We start from the raw sequence: 14,360 nt of genomic DNA on the forward strand, positions 1-14,360 counted from the left end.
GCGGCCACCCGGTCGTCCCGATCCTCCCGTTCGGATCCGAGCATTCCGCCTGCGAACCGCCTCGCCAACCCTGCTCCACGTGAACTCGTGGAGCAGGGAAAGCGAAGTCGCATGCCAAAAATTGCTCGGCAGCCCACGTATCGTCGATCGCCCAGGAGGCGAAATGGAGAACATTCTCGTCATCGACGTCGGAACTTCGAGCCTCAAGGCCATTCTCTACACACGAGCAGGCCATCTCCTCTTTTCCGCATCGAGGCCCTACGATTCCGAATTCGGACGCAAACCCAGCTACGTCGAGCAGGACCCGGAAACTTGGAAGTCGGCTCTGCTCGAGAGCCTGCACGACATCGGCGCGCACGTCACCGTCAAGGGACTGACCATCGAGGCGGTGGCGATCACCTCGCAAAGGGCCTCGGTCATTCCGATCGACATCGACGGACAGCCGCTGCACAAGGCGCTGATGTGGCAGGACAAGCGCAGCATCGCCCAATGCGAGGCGCTGCTCGCCCAGTTCTCCCTCGAGGCCCTCTATCGCCGGACGGGTTTGCGGGCCAACCCGTATTTCTCCGCTCCGAAGATGATGTGGCTGAAAGAGTTCCGCCCGCAGATCTACGAGAAGTCGCACAAGCTCATCGGAGTGCAGGACTACGTCGTCTATCTGATGACCGGCCGGTTCGTCACCGACCACAGCCAAGCCTGCCGGACGATGTTGATGAACATCGCCACGTTCGAGTGGGACGAGGAGTTGCTCGCCGCCTCCGGAATCGATCGGGCACTGTTGCCGGATCTGGTTCCGCCGGGTTCCGAGATCGGTGGCCTGACCGAGGACTTCGCCGCGCTGACCGGCCTCCGGGCCGGGACGCCGGTGATCTTGGGCGGCGGCGATCAGCAGTGCGCGGCGCTCGCGCTCAACGTCCTCGCCGACGGCGATGCCGAAGCCAACACCGGGACCGGTTCGTTCGTCATCGCCTACTCGGATCAGCCTCGTTTCCACGACGAATGCCGGACGCTGTGCAGTGCCGGCGCCATTCCCGGTACTTGGATCGTCGAAGCCGGGATCTTCACGACCGGCCTCGTGCACCGATGGTTCATGGAGCAGTTCTATTCGGACGGAAACAAGAACTACGAGTTGATGAACGCAGAAGCCGCGGCCGCGCCGGTCGGGGCCAAGGGAATCCTGCTGGTTCCGCACTTCGAAGGCAGTGCCGCGCCCTACTGGAACCCCCTCGCCCGCGGCATCTTCTTCAACCTTTCGATGGCCTCGACCCGAGCGGACATGGCGCGGGCGGTGGTCGAAGGCATCGCCTTCGAGATCGCCAGTGATCTGGCGCTGCTGGAAGGGCTCGGCGTTCCGATCAACGCGGTGCGCGTCGCCGGCGGCCTGACCTGCCTGGATTCGTTCAACCAGATCCAGGCCGACTCGTTCGGCAAGATCGTCCAGCGCTACGACAACAACGAAGCCTCGTCGCTCGGTGCGCTGATGAGTGCAGCCGTCACGCTCGGTCTGTACCCGGACTACCACACGGCGTTTCGAACGATTCTCGATCGCGATCCACAGCAGTACCTGCCGATCGAGGGTCATCATCGCAAATATCGTCGAATGATCGAACGGAAAGACACCCTCTATTCGGCGCTCAACGAAGCGAAGGTCTACGACATGTTCGCAGAAACTCTGGAGTGAAGCGCAGAGCAGTCAAAAAGAACACAACAGAAGCAAATGGGGGAAGCAATGAGCAACGGCTTCGCACTGTCGATTCTCGGTCTTTCGATCGTGCTCATCATCGTGATGTGCATCCAATTCAAGATCAACGCCTTCCTGTCGCTGATGACGGCCTGTCTGCTGGTCGGGCTGACCACCGGGATGCCGCTCGGCAAGATCGGTGGCTCGATCGAGTCGGGCATGGGCGGCACGCTCGGATTCCTCGCCCCGATCCTCGCGCTCGGCGCGATCATCGGTAAGCTCATGGAGATTTCCGGTGGCGCCGAACGTCTCGCTCGAACGCTCATCGGCGCGATGGGCAAATCCCGGGCCCACTGGGCGATGTTGGTGGTGGGCTACGTCTGCGGTATTCCGGTCTTCTTTCAGGTCGGTGTCGTGCTCTTGATGCCGTTGTTGTTCAGCGTCGCCAAGGAAGCCAAACTGCCCATCCTGCAGGTCGGGCTGGCGATGGTCGCGGGTCTGATCACGGTTCATTGCATCGTGCCGCCGCATCCGGCCGCCATGGCGATCGCCCTGTCCCTCAAGGCGGACGTCGGCAAGGTGATCTTCTTCGGATTGCTCGTCGGACTGCCCGCTGCGGCCCTGGCCGGCCCGGTCTTCGGCAAGTACATCTCGCGGTTCTACGACGTCGAAGCCCCCCTGGCCGCCGCCACCGGCACCACCAAGACCGACGCCGAATTGCCGCCCTTCGGCATCACGCTGTTCGCGATGCTGTTCCCGCTGCTGCTGATGATCAACAAGACCGTGTTCGAACTGTTCGCCGCCAAAGACGCCGCCTTCATGCCGGTCGTCAATTTCCTCGGCAATCCGATCGTGGCGCTCTTCATCTCGGCGACCTTGACCTATGTGGTTCTCGGCATCGGCCGCGGCTTCTCGCTCGAGACCCTCGGTCGCCAGACCGAAGCCTGCATGGGTCCGATGGCCTCGATCATCCTGGTGATCGGCGCCGCCGGTTCCTTCAATCGCGTGATCATGGATTGCGGGATGGGGGATGCCCTCAAGCAGGTCCTCACCGCGGTCCACATCAGCCCGTTGATCATGGCCTGGATGATCGCGATCCTGATGCGCTTCGCCATCGGCAGCGCGACGGTGGCGATGATGACCGGCGTCGGCTTCATCATGCCGGTGCTCGCCAACTATCCGACCCTCGACCCCGCGCTGGTCGCCGTGGCCGTGGGCGCCGGCGCGATCGGCGCGTCGCACGTCACCGACTCCGGCTTCTGGTTCGTCAAGGAGAGCCTGGGGATCCCGATGAAGGCGATGTACGCGACGTGGACGGCGTCGACGACGATCGCCGCCGTCATCGGCCTCGCCGGCGTGCTGGTCTTGGCGCAGATCGTCTGAAACGAAACAGCCGAGCCTCAAGCAAGAGTCCGCCGTCGATGGTCGCGAGTTCCTTTCTCGCGGGCGTCGACGGCGGACATTTCGCGCGACGAGGCGGCCTACGATCCTCGGGCTCGCCTGGCGGTGCTCGCCCGCCGGCCCGGAGCTCTGCGCAACGGTGCTCCGTTCGAGAAATCGGTGCTGCCGGGCGCGATGGCGCGGGTGCACCGCGAGCTCACCGGCCGCGATGACGCAGACCGGCAGACGGTGCAGGGGCGACCCATATTCGCGCAACGATTACAGCATGGCGATGGAAATCGAACCCGGTTGCACCGGAACAGAGGCGGTTCGTGCGTCGATCAGATCCACCGTAATTCGCCCGACGCGGATCGACCGACGCGTTGATGTTGCGCTCCTGTCATCGGCATCGCCTGTCCCCGCAAGAGGTTTGGATCTTCTGGAGGGGTGCGGCGGAAATCCGCACGCCTTCATGGACATGCCGTCGGCCGTACGCGCAGACGATCCGATGCGATGGCACGGCACCCGGGTGGGTCGGGAACAGCGGGTTCGTCCGCCATCCGCCTCACTCGGCAAGAAAGGCCTCGATCGCACCGCGTGCTCCGAAGCGGCGGATCGCTTCGACGCGAGCCACGACTGCGGCGTGGAAAGCGGGATTCGCCGCCACGCCCTCGGGGAAGATCTCGCGAACCGCCAAGAGCCCGTCGACCAGCGCGGCGGCACTGTGCGCATTGGCGGCCGCGATCGCCGTCAACCGTTCGGCTATCGGGTCGGCGACCCCCCACGTCCGCCCGTTGCCGTCGGATCGCAGCAGGAACAGCGCCCAGGCGGCGACGCCGAGGGGGATCACCTTCGGGCATCCCCCCTCGGCGAGGATCTCGCCCGCCGCCTCGAGCCAGCGCGGGCCCAGCTTCTGCGAACCATCGGAGGAGATCTGGATCGTCAGGTGGCGGATCTCGGGATTGACGAAGCGTCCCTCGAGGTCGTGCGTGTAGGCGGTGACGTCGGTGCCGGGGACGGGCGGAACCGTGGCGATCAGGTCCTCGTCCCACAGCCGCCGGATGACCCGCGGCAGATGCGGGTCGGCCATGGCTTCCGCCACCGTCTCGATGCCGAGCAGGACGGAGAGATAGGCGAGGAGCGAATGGGCACCATTGAGGCAGCGCAGCTTCATCGTCTCGAAGGGATGGACGTCGTCGGTCAGGATCGCACCGGCTTTCTCCCAGGCTGGGCGGCCGGTGGGGAAGTTGTCTTCGATCACCCATTGACGGAACGGCTCGGTGACCACCGGCCAGGCGTCGACGAGACCGAGCCCAGCCTTCACCGCATCTCGCTCCGCGTCCCTGGTCGCCGGGGTGATGCGATCGACCATGGTGCAGGGGAAGGCGATGGTCGCAGCGACGAAGCCGCCCAGGTCGGGGTCGACGAGCTCGGCGAAACGGGTGACGATGCGGCGCGCGGTGACGCCGTTCTGGGCGAGGTTGTCGCAGGAGAGCACGGTGAAGGCCGGCACGCCCTGCTCGCGGCGGCGGCGGATCGCCTCGGTGAGGAGGCCGGGCACGGTCTTCGGCGTGCGCGGGTTCTCCAGATCGGCGCGGATGGCGGGGTGGGTCTCGTCGAGAGTGCCGGTGGCGGCGTCCTGACAATAGCCCTTCTCGGTGACGGTGATCGTGATGATCCGGATGTCCGGGCGGCACATCAGGGCCAGCACTTCGGTCTCCTGATCGATCGTCGTCAGGATGTCGAGAAAGGAACCGATCACCTGCAGGCGATCTTCGCCCGCGATGCGCTCGAGCTTCGTGTAGAGGCAATCCTGAGGCTTCAGCGCCGCCCGCATGTCGAGCGCGAGGAGATCGACGCCGACGATCCCCCAGTCCTTCACGCCGGTCGCCAAGACCTCGTCGGTATAGACGCCGAGGTGGGCGCGACAGAAGGCGCCGATGCCGAGATGGACGATGCCCGGGGTCACGGCCTCGCGGTCGTATGTCGGGCGGCGGACGGAGATCGGCAGAGCCGCGATCGTCGCTGCGGACAGGCGGGGGAGATCGGTGAGGTTCGACATGGGGTGCGCCTTCTCGTCGGAGAGGGACCACGGATCGGTCCCCGCCGGCCTGTCGGAAAGGATGGGAGGGCAGAGAATCCGGCGCGCCCCGCGGCGGCTCGTGCCGGTGGACGGCGCCGGCGGAGGCCGTCGATCAGGACGCGGTGGTCAGATCGAACTGGACCTTGCAGCAGCCGACCGGATCGTTCTCGAAGGCGTCGAAGGCGGCCTGCCAGTCGGAGAGCGCAAAACGGTGGGTGAGCAGTTTCTCGGGCGCCAACAGGCCGCGCGCGAACCAGCCGATCACCTTGTCGAACTTGCCCCCGTTGAGGCGCGAGGAGTGGATCGCCAGTTCCTTGGCGGTCACCTTCTGCTGCACCAGGGCCGAAGGCTCGCTGGAGAAGCCCATGATGCCGATCCGCGCCGCGGGCGAAGCGATCTCGACGGCCTCGGCGAGAATCGACGGATGGCAGGCGGCGTCGATGATCAGGGTCGGTCGAATCCCGGCCGCCTTCAGCGTCTCGAGGAGAGAAACCTTGCCGCCGTTGATCACCTGATCGGCACCACTGGCCAGGGCGAGGTCGAGTCGCGCGTCGATCTGGTCGGAAACGATCAGCTGCCGGACCCCATAGACGTGTTTCAGAACCTGAATCACCGTCAGGCCGATGGGACCGGCGCCATAGACGAGGGCGACGTCGCGCTCGGACGCGCCCGTCCGGTCGGTGATGTTGGCGGCGATGGTGAAGGGTTCCACCAGTGTCGCCCGCTCGTCCGGCATCGCGTAGGGAACGGCATGGGCATTGCCTTCGGGAACGCAGGCGAACTCCGCGAAGCCACCGTCACGATGGACGCCGATCACCTGCAGATGGTCGCAGACGTTCGGTCGTCCGATCGAACAGGGGTAGCAGTGCCCGCAGGCGACGACGGGGTCGATCACCACGCGGGTACCGATCTTGGCCGTAGCGCCGGCGCCCAGGGCCTCGATGTGACCGAAGAACTCGTGGCCGATGGTCCGCGGATACTGAACGAAGGGATTGGTCCCGTGGAAAATATGCACGTCGGAACCGCAGATCCCGGCGCGCTCGATCTTCACGCGAACTTCGCCCGGGGCCGGAACGGGGATCGGACGCTCGATGACGGCCATGCGGCCGGGCCCTTCGACTACGAGGCTCTTCATGGCGCGATCTCCTCTCACCAGTTGCACAGGGTGCCGTCGTCGAGACGGGCGACGGGCAGATAGGCGGGGCGATAAGGGAAGCGCGCGGCGAGCTTCTCATCGATGTCGACGCCGTGGCCGGGGGCCTCGCCGGGGTGCATCGTGCCGCGATCGAAGCGCCAGGCGTGCGGGAAGACCTCCAGCGCCTCGGCCGGATAACCCATGAATTCCTGAACACCGAAGTTCGGGATGGCGAGATCGAGGTGCAGTGCGGCCCCCATGCACACCGGCGACAGATCGGACGCGCCGTGGCTGCCCGAGCGCACGTTGTGGAGCGCGGCGAAATCGAAGATCCGCCGCAGGTGGGTGATGCCGCCGGCATGGACGACCGTCGCCCGGATGTAGTCGATCAGCTGCGCCTCGATCAGCTGCTTGCAGTCGAAGATCGAATTGAACACCTCGCCGACGGCGAGCGGCGTCACCGTGTGGCGGCGGATCAGCTCGAAGGATTGTTGATTCTCGGCCGGGGTCGGATCTTCCATCCAATAGAGCCGGTAGGGCTCGATCGCCTTGCCGAGGCGGGCCGCCTCGATCGGCGTCAACCGATGATGGCAGTCGTGCAGAAGGTGGGTGTCGAAGCCGTAACGGGCGCGGACCCCCTCGAAGAGGCGCGGTACGAAGTCGAGGTATTTCTCGGTCGACCAGTACTGCTCTTCGGGCAGGCCCGCCTTGGCCGGCTCGTAGGCTTCGCCGTCCTTGGAGACGCCGTAGGTCGAACGCATGCCCGGAACGCCGCACTGGATGCGGACGGCTTTGTATCCCAGGTCGACATGCTGCCCGTAGACGTCGAGCGCTTCGGCGAGGTCACGCCCGGTCGCGTGCGAATAGACCATCACGGTCTCGCGGGAAGCGCCGCCGAGCAGCTGATAGAGCGGCAGTCCGGCGACCTTGGCCTTGATGTCCCACAGGGCGGTGTCGACCGCGGCGATCGCCGACATGGTCACCGGCCCGCGACGCCAATAGGCGCCCTTGTACAGATACTGCCAGATGTCCTCGATCCGGTGCGGGTCGCGGCCGATCAGAAGCGGACAGACATGGTCCTTCAGATAGGCGGCGACGGCGAGCTCGCGCCCGTTGAGGGTGGCGTCGCCGAGACCATGGACACCGTCGTCGGTGACGATCTTGAGGGTGACGAAGTTGCGGCCGGGGCAGGTGACGATCACGTCTGCGCGGACGATTTTCATGGGGCGATACCTTTCGTCGAACAGTTCGCGTCGGTCTTAGCATCACATCATGTGGGATACAAGATAGCACGATCAGGGGGTAACTTAGATATTTTGAAATCGGTTGCGACGGGTCGAGGAGGTGATGCCCTCGGCTGGAATTCTGCCGAGATGCCAATTCAGGGGCTCAATTCATTGGGAAATTTCCATCGCACGCGCGGCTTTTGGCGATGGTGCGGGGCGCAGCATGCCCGTCGCCCCCGTCGCAAACAGGCATGATACGAACAAACGCTTATTGCGATTTGGTATCCAAGTTGGTAGGGCTTCCTCGTCGGGAAGACCAATCCGTCCGAGAGTGGAGTCCGACGAGAGGAACGCCGCCACCGAAGCTCGATCGGGCTTCGGCGCAGATCTCGTTCGCGCGATTTGCGGCCCCCCTGTCGTCGCTCTGCCGTCGGGTCCCGATGTCGTCAGGGGATCCCGCGTGCGCCGACAGTGGTGTCACGCCCAGAGCGAGGGGCTTCGCATGTATCTCACCCGTCGGACGTTCGGCCGCACGATTCTGGCCGCAGGTGTCGCCGCGACCGTCCCGGTCGCCGCACGCGCTCAGGCCGCCAAGTACCGGCTGCGCTACGGCACGGCCTTCCCCAACAATCATCCCGGCGTCGTTCGGATCATCGAAGCCTCCGAGGCGATCAAGGCCGGGACCAACGGTCTCGTCGATCTGCAGGTCTACCCGAACAGCCAACTCGGCTCGGAAGCCGACATGTTCGCCCAGACCCGTTCCGGCGCGCTGGACTTCATGTCGACCTCCGGCGTCAACCAGACCCTGGTGCCGGTCGGCGGCATCAACGCCGTCGCCTTCGCCTTCGAGAGCTACGCTCAGGTCTGGGCGGCGATGGACGGCCAACTCGGCGACCACGTGCGCCAGAGCTTCGCCAAGGTCGGCCTCCACGTCTTCCCGAAGTGCCTCGACAACGGCTATCGCAACATCACCTCCTCGGTGAAGCCGATCGTCTCCCCCGAGGACTTGAAGGGCTTCAAGATCCGCGTTCCCGGCAACCCGCTCTGGGTGACGCTGTTCAAGACGCTGGGCGCAGCCCCCACGCCGATCAACTTCGGTGAACTCTATGCCGCACTCCAGACCCACATCGTCGACGGTGAGGAAAACCCGATGGCGCTGATCCGCAGCGCCAAGCTCTACGAGGTTCAGAAGTTCATCTCCCTGTCGGGCCACATCTGGGACGGCCATCACATCTTCGCCAACATGCCGAAGTGGACGGGCCTTCCCGAGGAGGTTCGCACCGTCGTCACCGCCGCGCTCACCGCGGCGGCCGAAAAGGAGCGCGCCGACATCCTGCGCTTCAACGAGGAGGCGATCACCGAGATCAAGGCCACCGGCGTCGCCTTCAATCAGGTCGACACCAAGCCGTTCCGCGATGCGCTGCACGCCGGCGGATTCTACGGCGAGTGGAAGGCCAAGTTCGGTGCGGAGGCCTGGGCCCTGATGGAGAAGTACGTCGGAACGCTGTGAGGCGCCCGGCACGACCAGATCACCGGCGCCCGCAGGGGTGCCGGTGCGCTTCACCCGGAATCAGAGAGAGACGGGATCCATGGACATCGCCGAAACGCCGACCCTCGTCCACACCGGAGCCTTCGCGAAGTTCGATCGCCGTCTCGGCCGCTGCGTCGAGGCGGTGGCGGCGGTCATGGTGGTCGCCGAGGCGATCCTGCTGGGCTGGGCGACGACGGCTCGTTATGCCTTCGGCGCGCCGCTGACCTGGTCGGACGAACTGGCGACGGTCCTGTTCGTCTGGCTGTCGATGCTCGGCTCCGTCGTGGCGCTGCGGCGCGACGGACACATGCGGCTCACCGCCTTCATCCGTGGGCTGTCGCCGGTGTGGCGCGCGCGCGTCGACGCACTCGGCCTGATGCTGGTCTGCGCCGTGCTCTCCGCGATGATCATGCCGACCTGGGAGCACGTCGAGAGCCGGATCATCTCGCCGACCCCGGTGCTCGAGATCTCCGAAGCCTGGCGTGAGGGTGCGCTGATCGTCGGCATCGCGCTGATGCTGATGACCGCGATCGACAAACTGATCCAGAACTGCACGGTGGCGCAGATCGTCGGTGCGCTCGCCGCGACCGCCGCCGCGGCCTTCGCGCTGCATTCGGCCGCGCCGTTCCTCGACGGGATCGGCAACTACAACCTCATCCTCTTCTTTCTGGTCCTCGTCGCCTTCTGCATGGTGATCGGCATGCCGATCGCCCTCTCCTTCATTCTGGCGACGGCGGCCTATCTCCAGTTCTCCACCACCATCCCGGTCTCGATCGTGCCCGGCCGCATCAGCGAGGGCATGTCGCACATGGTGCTGCTCGCGGTGCCGATGTTCGTCCTGCTCGGCGCCCTGATCGAGATCGCCGGTCTGGCCCGCGCGATGATCTCCTTTCTGATCTCGCTGATCGGCCATCTGCGCGGCGGCCTGCAATACGTCCTGCTCGGCGCCATGTATCTGGTCTCCGGCATCTCGGGCGCCAAGGCGGCGGACATGGCGGCGATCGCGCCGGCTCTGTTCCCGGAAATGAAGAAGCGTGGGGCCCGCGACGGCGATCTCGTCTCCCTGCTCAACGCGTCGGCCGTCATGTCGGAGACCATTCCGCCGTCGATCGTGTTGATCACCGTCGGTTCGGTCACCGGCGTGTCGATCGCGGCCCTCTTCACCGGCGGCCTGCTGCCCGCGGTGGTCGGCATGGCCTGCCTCGCCTTCGTGGTCTGGTTCCAGACGCGCAACGAGGACATGAGCAAGGCCGAACGTCACGGGTTCGGGGCTCGTCTGAAGCTCTTCGCCTATGCGATTCCCGGCCTCGGATTGCCGATCGTCATCCGCACGGCCGTCGTGGAGGGGGTTGCGACCGCCACCGAGGTCGCCACCATCGGTGTGGTCTACACGATCCTCGTCGGCATGTTGTTCTACCGCTGCTTCGACTGGCGCAAGGTCTACGGTATTCTGGTGGACACCGCTTCGCTGTCCGGCGCGATCCTGCTGGTGGTCGGTGCGGCGACGGCGATGGCCTGGGCCTTGACCCAGTCGGGCTTCTCGCAACAGCTCGTCACGCTGATGACCGCCGTGCCCGGTGGCAAGGTCGGGTTCCTCCTGGTGTCGGCCTTCGCCTTCGTGGTGCTGGGCTCGGTCCTGGAAGGCGTACCCGCGATCGTGCTGTTCGGGCCGCTGCTGTTCCCGATCGCGCGCCTCATGGGCGTCAACGAAGTCCACTATGCGATCATCGCCGTCTTCTCGATGGGGCTCGGCCTCTTCACCCCGCCCTTCGGCGTCGGCTTCTATCTGTCCTGCGCCATCGGCCGGGCGTCGCCCGACGACGTGATCCACAACGTCTGGCCCCATCTGGCCGCGATGGTCGTGGCGCTCCTGCTGATCGTCTTCTTCCCGTGGATTTCGACCGGATTCCTGTGAAAGCCCGCTCGGGAGGCGGTCGCGGCGCTCCGCCTCCCCGGACGAAAAAGCCGAAGACGGCAGGCCGTTTCCGTGCTTCTGTCTTGCGCCGCCCGCAATGGCCCGGAGTTCCGTGACTTTGCCGCCGGCACGCACGCTGGTATCGGAAGGGGCGACGGATCGTGGAAGAAGTGACGGACAATCCGCATGCGCGGCTCGCCGATCAGGTCTTCGACCGCCTGCTGCAAGACATCGTGGTCGGAGCCCTCCCGCCGGGAACTCCGGTCTCGGAACTCGACCTCTGCGATCGCCTGAAGGTCAGTCGTACGCCGGTCCGCGAGGCCTTGATCCGGCTCGCCGAAGTCAGCCTCGTCCGCATCCGCCCGCAGCGTGGCACCTTCGTCGCGCCGATTTCGCCCTCGGCCTTCCGCAATTCGCAGTTCATCCGCGAGCACCTCGAATGCGCGCTGGTGGCCGAAGCGGTACGCTATATCGATTCGACGTCGCTGCGCGACCTCGCCGACATCCTGGATCGCCAGGAGGAAGTCGCGCGCTCGGGCGTCGGGACCGATTTCTACGCGCCCGACGAAATCTTCCATCGGACGATCGCTCGAATCGCGCGGCGCGAGGAGGTCTGGCTGCAGATCCGCGCCACCAAGGTCCATTTCGACCGCGTCCGGCATCTCACGCTGCAGGAGGACGTCGGTCACATCCCGCTCCTGATCGAGCAACACCGGGAGGTCTACAACGGCCTCGCCGAATGCAACGAGATCCAGGCGGTCGCCGCCATGCGGCGTCATCTCAGAGAGATCTTCCGCCGTGCCGAGGGCATCTTCGAGCGACACGTATCCGATGCGGAAAGCGAACTCGGGAAGGTGCGGCGCGGTAACAAGACGAGAGAGAAGCGAACCGAATATCCCGTCTGAAGAATCGGCGGCCGCTCGCGGCATGGTGAGGTCGGCGACCACCTGCCGCCCGAAGAGACGCCGGCCATCGGAGCATCGGTGCGTCTGGCGGGTCGGATGGACCAACGGCTCGGCAGCGCGGTCTGCGGGAATGTTCGTCTGGTGCGGTTTCCGGCTCAAATTTCGGTATGGGCCGGCCAGAAACTCCCTCGCAGGTTGCTCGGGAGGCCGCACCGATGCACCACCGTGAGACGAGCCACTTTCGTGACGATTTCTCGTGAGGGGCAGCCTCCGCGGCCGACCAGGTCGAGGGGCGTGGCAGGCGGGTGGCGTGGCAGGCGGATGGAGAGAACCGGCCATCCGGGACGATTTCACCAAGGAGGCGGGGCGCACCCTCCAGGGAAGCGACGTCGCCGTCGATCACCATCATCGCTTCCGCGAGGACGTCGCTCTGACGACGACCGCCTTTCGTCACGTTGCTTCTGCGACTTCCACCTCGACCGGACCGTGCCGGATCACGCCACGATCTGGAGGTTGCGCGAGACTTGGGCAAATCGGGGCTCGCCGAGGCGGCTTTCGACACGCTGAACGGCCGACTCGCCGTCCGCTCGACCCGGCCTCGTCTTTCGGGAGCGCGACCTCACCGTTCGACCTCACCGCGTCGGCCCGGGTGAGGGGAACCAACATGCAGGATGGATCGCGCTGCCGCCCGCCATTTGACGCAGGTTGACCGAAATCATTGTCACAAAAACGTCATGGGCGCTTCATGCCACCCTCGGGGAGCACCGCGCGCGGTCCGCTGCCCCGCGAAGAAACATGAGAAATCAAAATATCGGGAAGAAGCGCATCATGTCTCGGATCGAACGAGAACCACGCCGCATCGGTCGTTTCGCCATCGGCGTGTGAGCCATGACGGCGTCGAAGGCGTCCCACGAACGAGAAGATGCCCGCGTGACGCGGCAACCGATTTGACCAGGGGGGTTCCATGAGACCGTTGAATGCGATGCTGCCCGTGCTGTTGGCCGGAGCCGCCGTGTGGCCGTACAGCGCCGCGATGGCTGCGTCGACCGGGCTCGCTGCGATCGACACCGTCGTCGTGATCTACGCCGAAAACCGTAGTTTCGACAATCTGTATGGACATTTTCCGGGAGCCGACGGTCTCGACGCGGCGACGGACGGGCAGATGAAGCAGCTCGATCGCGACGGCAAGCCGCTTTCCGAACTGCCGCCGGTTTGGGGCGGGCTCACCGCCCAGGGCGCAACGCCCGTCGTCTCCGAGGCGCAGACCGCGCATCTGCCGAACAAGCCCTTCGCGATCGACGACCCCAAGGGCTTCAATACGCCGCTGTCGGTGGTCACCAACGATCTGTGGCACCGCTTCTACCAGAACCAGATGCAGATCGACGGCGGGCGCAACGACAAGTTCGTCGCTTGGGCGGATTCGGGCGCGCTGGTCATGGGCCATTACGACGGCAGCCAGCTGCCGCTGTGGAAGATCGCGCAACAGTACACTCTGGCCGACAATTTCTTCATGGGGGCCTTCGGCGGCTCGTTCCTCAACCACATCTGGCTGGCCTGCTCGTGCGCACCCTATTACCCGAACGCCGACCAGAGCCCGGCAAAGGGCTTGATCAGCGCGGTCGAGGCGGACGGCGTGACGCTGACGCTGGCCCCGAATTCGCCGGTTTCCGCGCTCGACGGCATTCCGATGTTCCTCAAGGACGGCGCGCTGACGCCCGACTTCTTCGCCGTCAACACCATGCAGCCGCCTTATCAGCCGAGCGGCAACAAGCCGGCCGCAGGCGCCGACCCGCGCCTCGCCGATCCCGGAAAGCCGAATACGCTGCCGCCGCAGACGCTCGCCAACATCGGCGATCTCCTGTCCGCCAAGAACATCTCTTGGGCCTGGTACAGCGGTGCCTGGCAGGCGACGCTCGACGGCAAGAACAACACGAAGGCGCCGAACTTCCAGTTCCACCATCAGCCGTTCAACTATTTCGCCAACTACGCTCCGGGGACCAAGGCACGCGAGGAGCACCTGCGTGACGGCGGCCTCGACGGCATCGCCTTCCTCCAGGACATCGATGCCGGCACGCTGCCGCAGGTCACCTTCTACAAGCCGCAAGGCAATCTGAACGAACATGCGGGCTACGCCGAGATCTTGTCGGGCGACACACACATAGCCGACGTCATCGCACATCTGCAGCGGAGCAAGCAGTGGGACCACATGGTGGTGGTCGTCACCTACGACGAGAACGGCGGCCTGTGGGATCACGCCGCGCCACCCAAGGCCGATCGCTGGGGTCCGGGCACTCGCATTCCGGCGATCATCGTCTCGCCCTTCGCCAAGAAGGGCTACGTCGACCACACGTTCTATGACACGACATCGATCCTGCGCTTCATCACTCACCGCTTCGCGCTCGAGCCGCTGCCGGGCTTGAAAGTGCGTGACGAGGCCTTGGCGAAGGCCGGGAGCCCGGCGCTCGGCGATCTGACCAATGCGCTCGCGTTGCCCGCCGAATAGG

10 protein-coding genes are annotated in these 14,360 nt (G+C 65.3%); 7 read left to right on the forward strand and 3 right to left on the reverse strand.

The window, feature by feature from the left end:
• Window positions 1–79 precede the first annotated feature (79 nt).
• Complete coding sequence (locus EYW49_RS05130) at window positions 80–1,681, forward strand: FGGY-family carbohydrate kinase (RefSeq protein ID WP_206365387.1); 1,602 nt, start codon at window positions 80–82, stop codon at window positions 1,679–1,681.
• A 48-nt stretch (window positions 1,682–1,729) separates the two neighbouring features.
• Entirely contained in the window at window positions 1,730–3,064 is a 1,335-nt protein-coding gene (locus tag EYW49_RS05135; RefSeq protein ID WP_131306886.1) for a GntT/GntP/DsdX family permease, read from the forward strand.
• 562 nt (window positions 3,065–3,626) lie between these two features.
• Here EYW49_RS05135 and EYW49_RS05140 read toward each other — a convergent pair.
• The 3 genes from EYW49_RS05140 to manD form a co-directional block, all read right to left on the reverse strand.
• Window positions 3,627–5,123 (reverse strand): mannitol dehydrogenase family protein, encoded by a 1,497-nt coding sequence (locus tag EYW49_RS05140; RefSeq protein ID WP_131306888.1) that lies wholly within the window; start codon window positions 5,121–5,123, stop codon window positions 3,627–3,629.
• A 133-nt stretch (window positions 5,124–5,256) separates the two neighbouring features.
• Window positions 5,257–6,279, reverse strand: a complete 1,023-nt coding sequence (locus tag EYW49_RS05145) for a Zn-dependent oxidoreductase (RefSeq protein WP_131306890.1) — start codon at window positions 6,277–6,279, stop codon at window positions 5,257–5,259.
• Window positions 6,280–6,293: 14 nt separating this feature from the next.
• A complete protein-coding gene (gene manD / locus EYW49_RS05150) occupies window positions 6,294–7,502 on the reverse strand; it encodes a D-mannonate dehydratase ManD (RefSeq protein ID WP_131306892.1) in 1,209 nt (402 codons plus the stop codon).
• 505 nt (window positions 7,503–8,007) lie between these two features.
• On the opposite strand from manD, the gene EYW49_RS05155 reads away from it, so the two are divergent.
• From EYW49_RS05155 to EYW49_RS05180, 5 genes are all read left to right on the forward strand, one after another.
• Window positions 8,008–9,015: a TRAP transporter substrate-binding protein gene (locus tag EYW49_RS05155; protein ID WP_131306894.1), complete on the forward strand. Its 1,008-nt coding sequence runs from the start codon at window positions 8,008–8,010 to the stop codon at window positions 9,013–9,015.
• Between the two features lie 79 nt (window positions 9,016–9,094).
• A complete protein-coding gene (locus tag EYW49_RS05160) occupies window positions 9,095–10,951 on the forward strand; it encodes a TRAP transporter large permease (RefSeq protein WP_131306896.1) in 1,857 nt (618 codons plus the stop codon).
• Window positions 10,952–11,112: 161 nt separating this feature from the next.
• On the forward strand, window positions 11,113–11,856 hold the full coding sequence (locus EYW49_RS05165; protein WP_228259498.1) for a GntR family transcriptional regulator: 744 nt from the start codon (window positions 11,113–11,115) through the stop codon (window positions 11,854–11,856).
• Window positions 11,857–12,112: 256 nt separating this feature from the next.
• Window positions 12,113–12,565: a family 1 glycosylhydrolase gene (locus tag EYW49_RS23715; RefSeq protein ID WP_407695460.1), complete on the forward strand. Its 453-nt coding sequence runs from the start codon at window positions 12,113–12,115 to the stop codon at window positions 12,563–12,565.
• A gap of 255 nt (window positions 12,566–12,820) precedes the next feature.
• Complete coding sequence (locus EYW49_RS05180; protein WP_131306900.1) at window positions 12,821–14,359, forward strand: acid phosphatase; 1,539 nt, start codon at window positions 12,821–12,823, stop codon at window positions 14,357–14,359.
• Window position 14,360: the final 1 nt, after the last annotated feature.

Origin of the sequence: Siculibacillus lacustris, assembly GCF_004328075.1 — a bacterium.
Taxonomy (GTDB): domain Bacteria; phylum Pseudomonadota; class Alphaproteobacteria; order Rhizobiales; family Ancalomicrobiaceae; genus Siculibacillus; species Siculibacillus lacustris.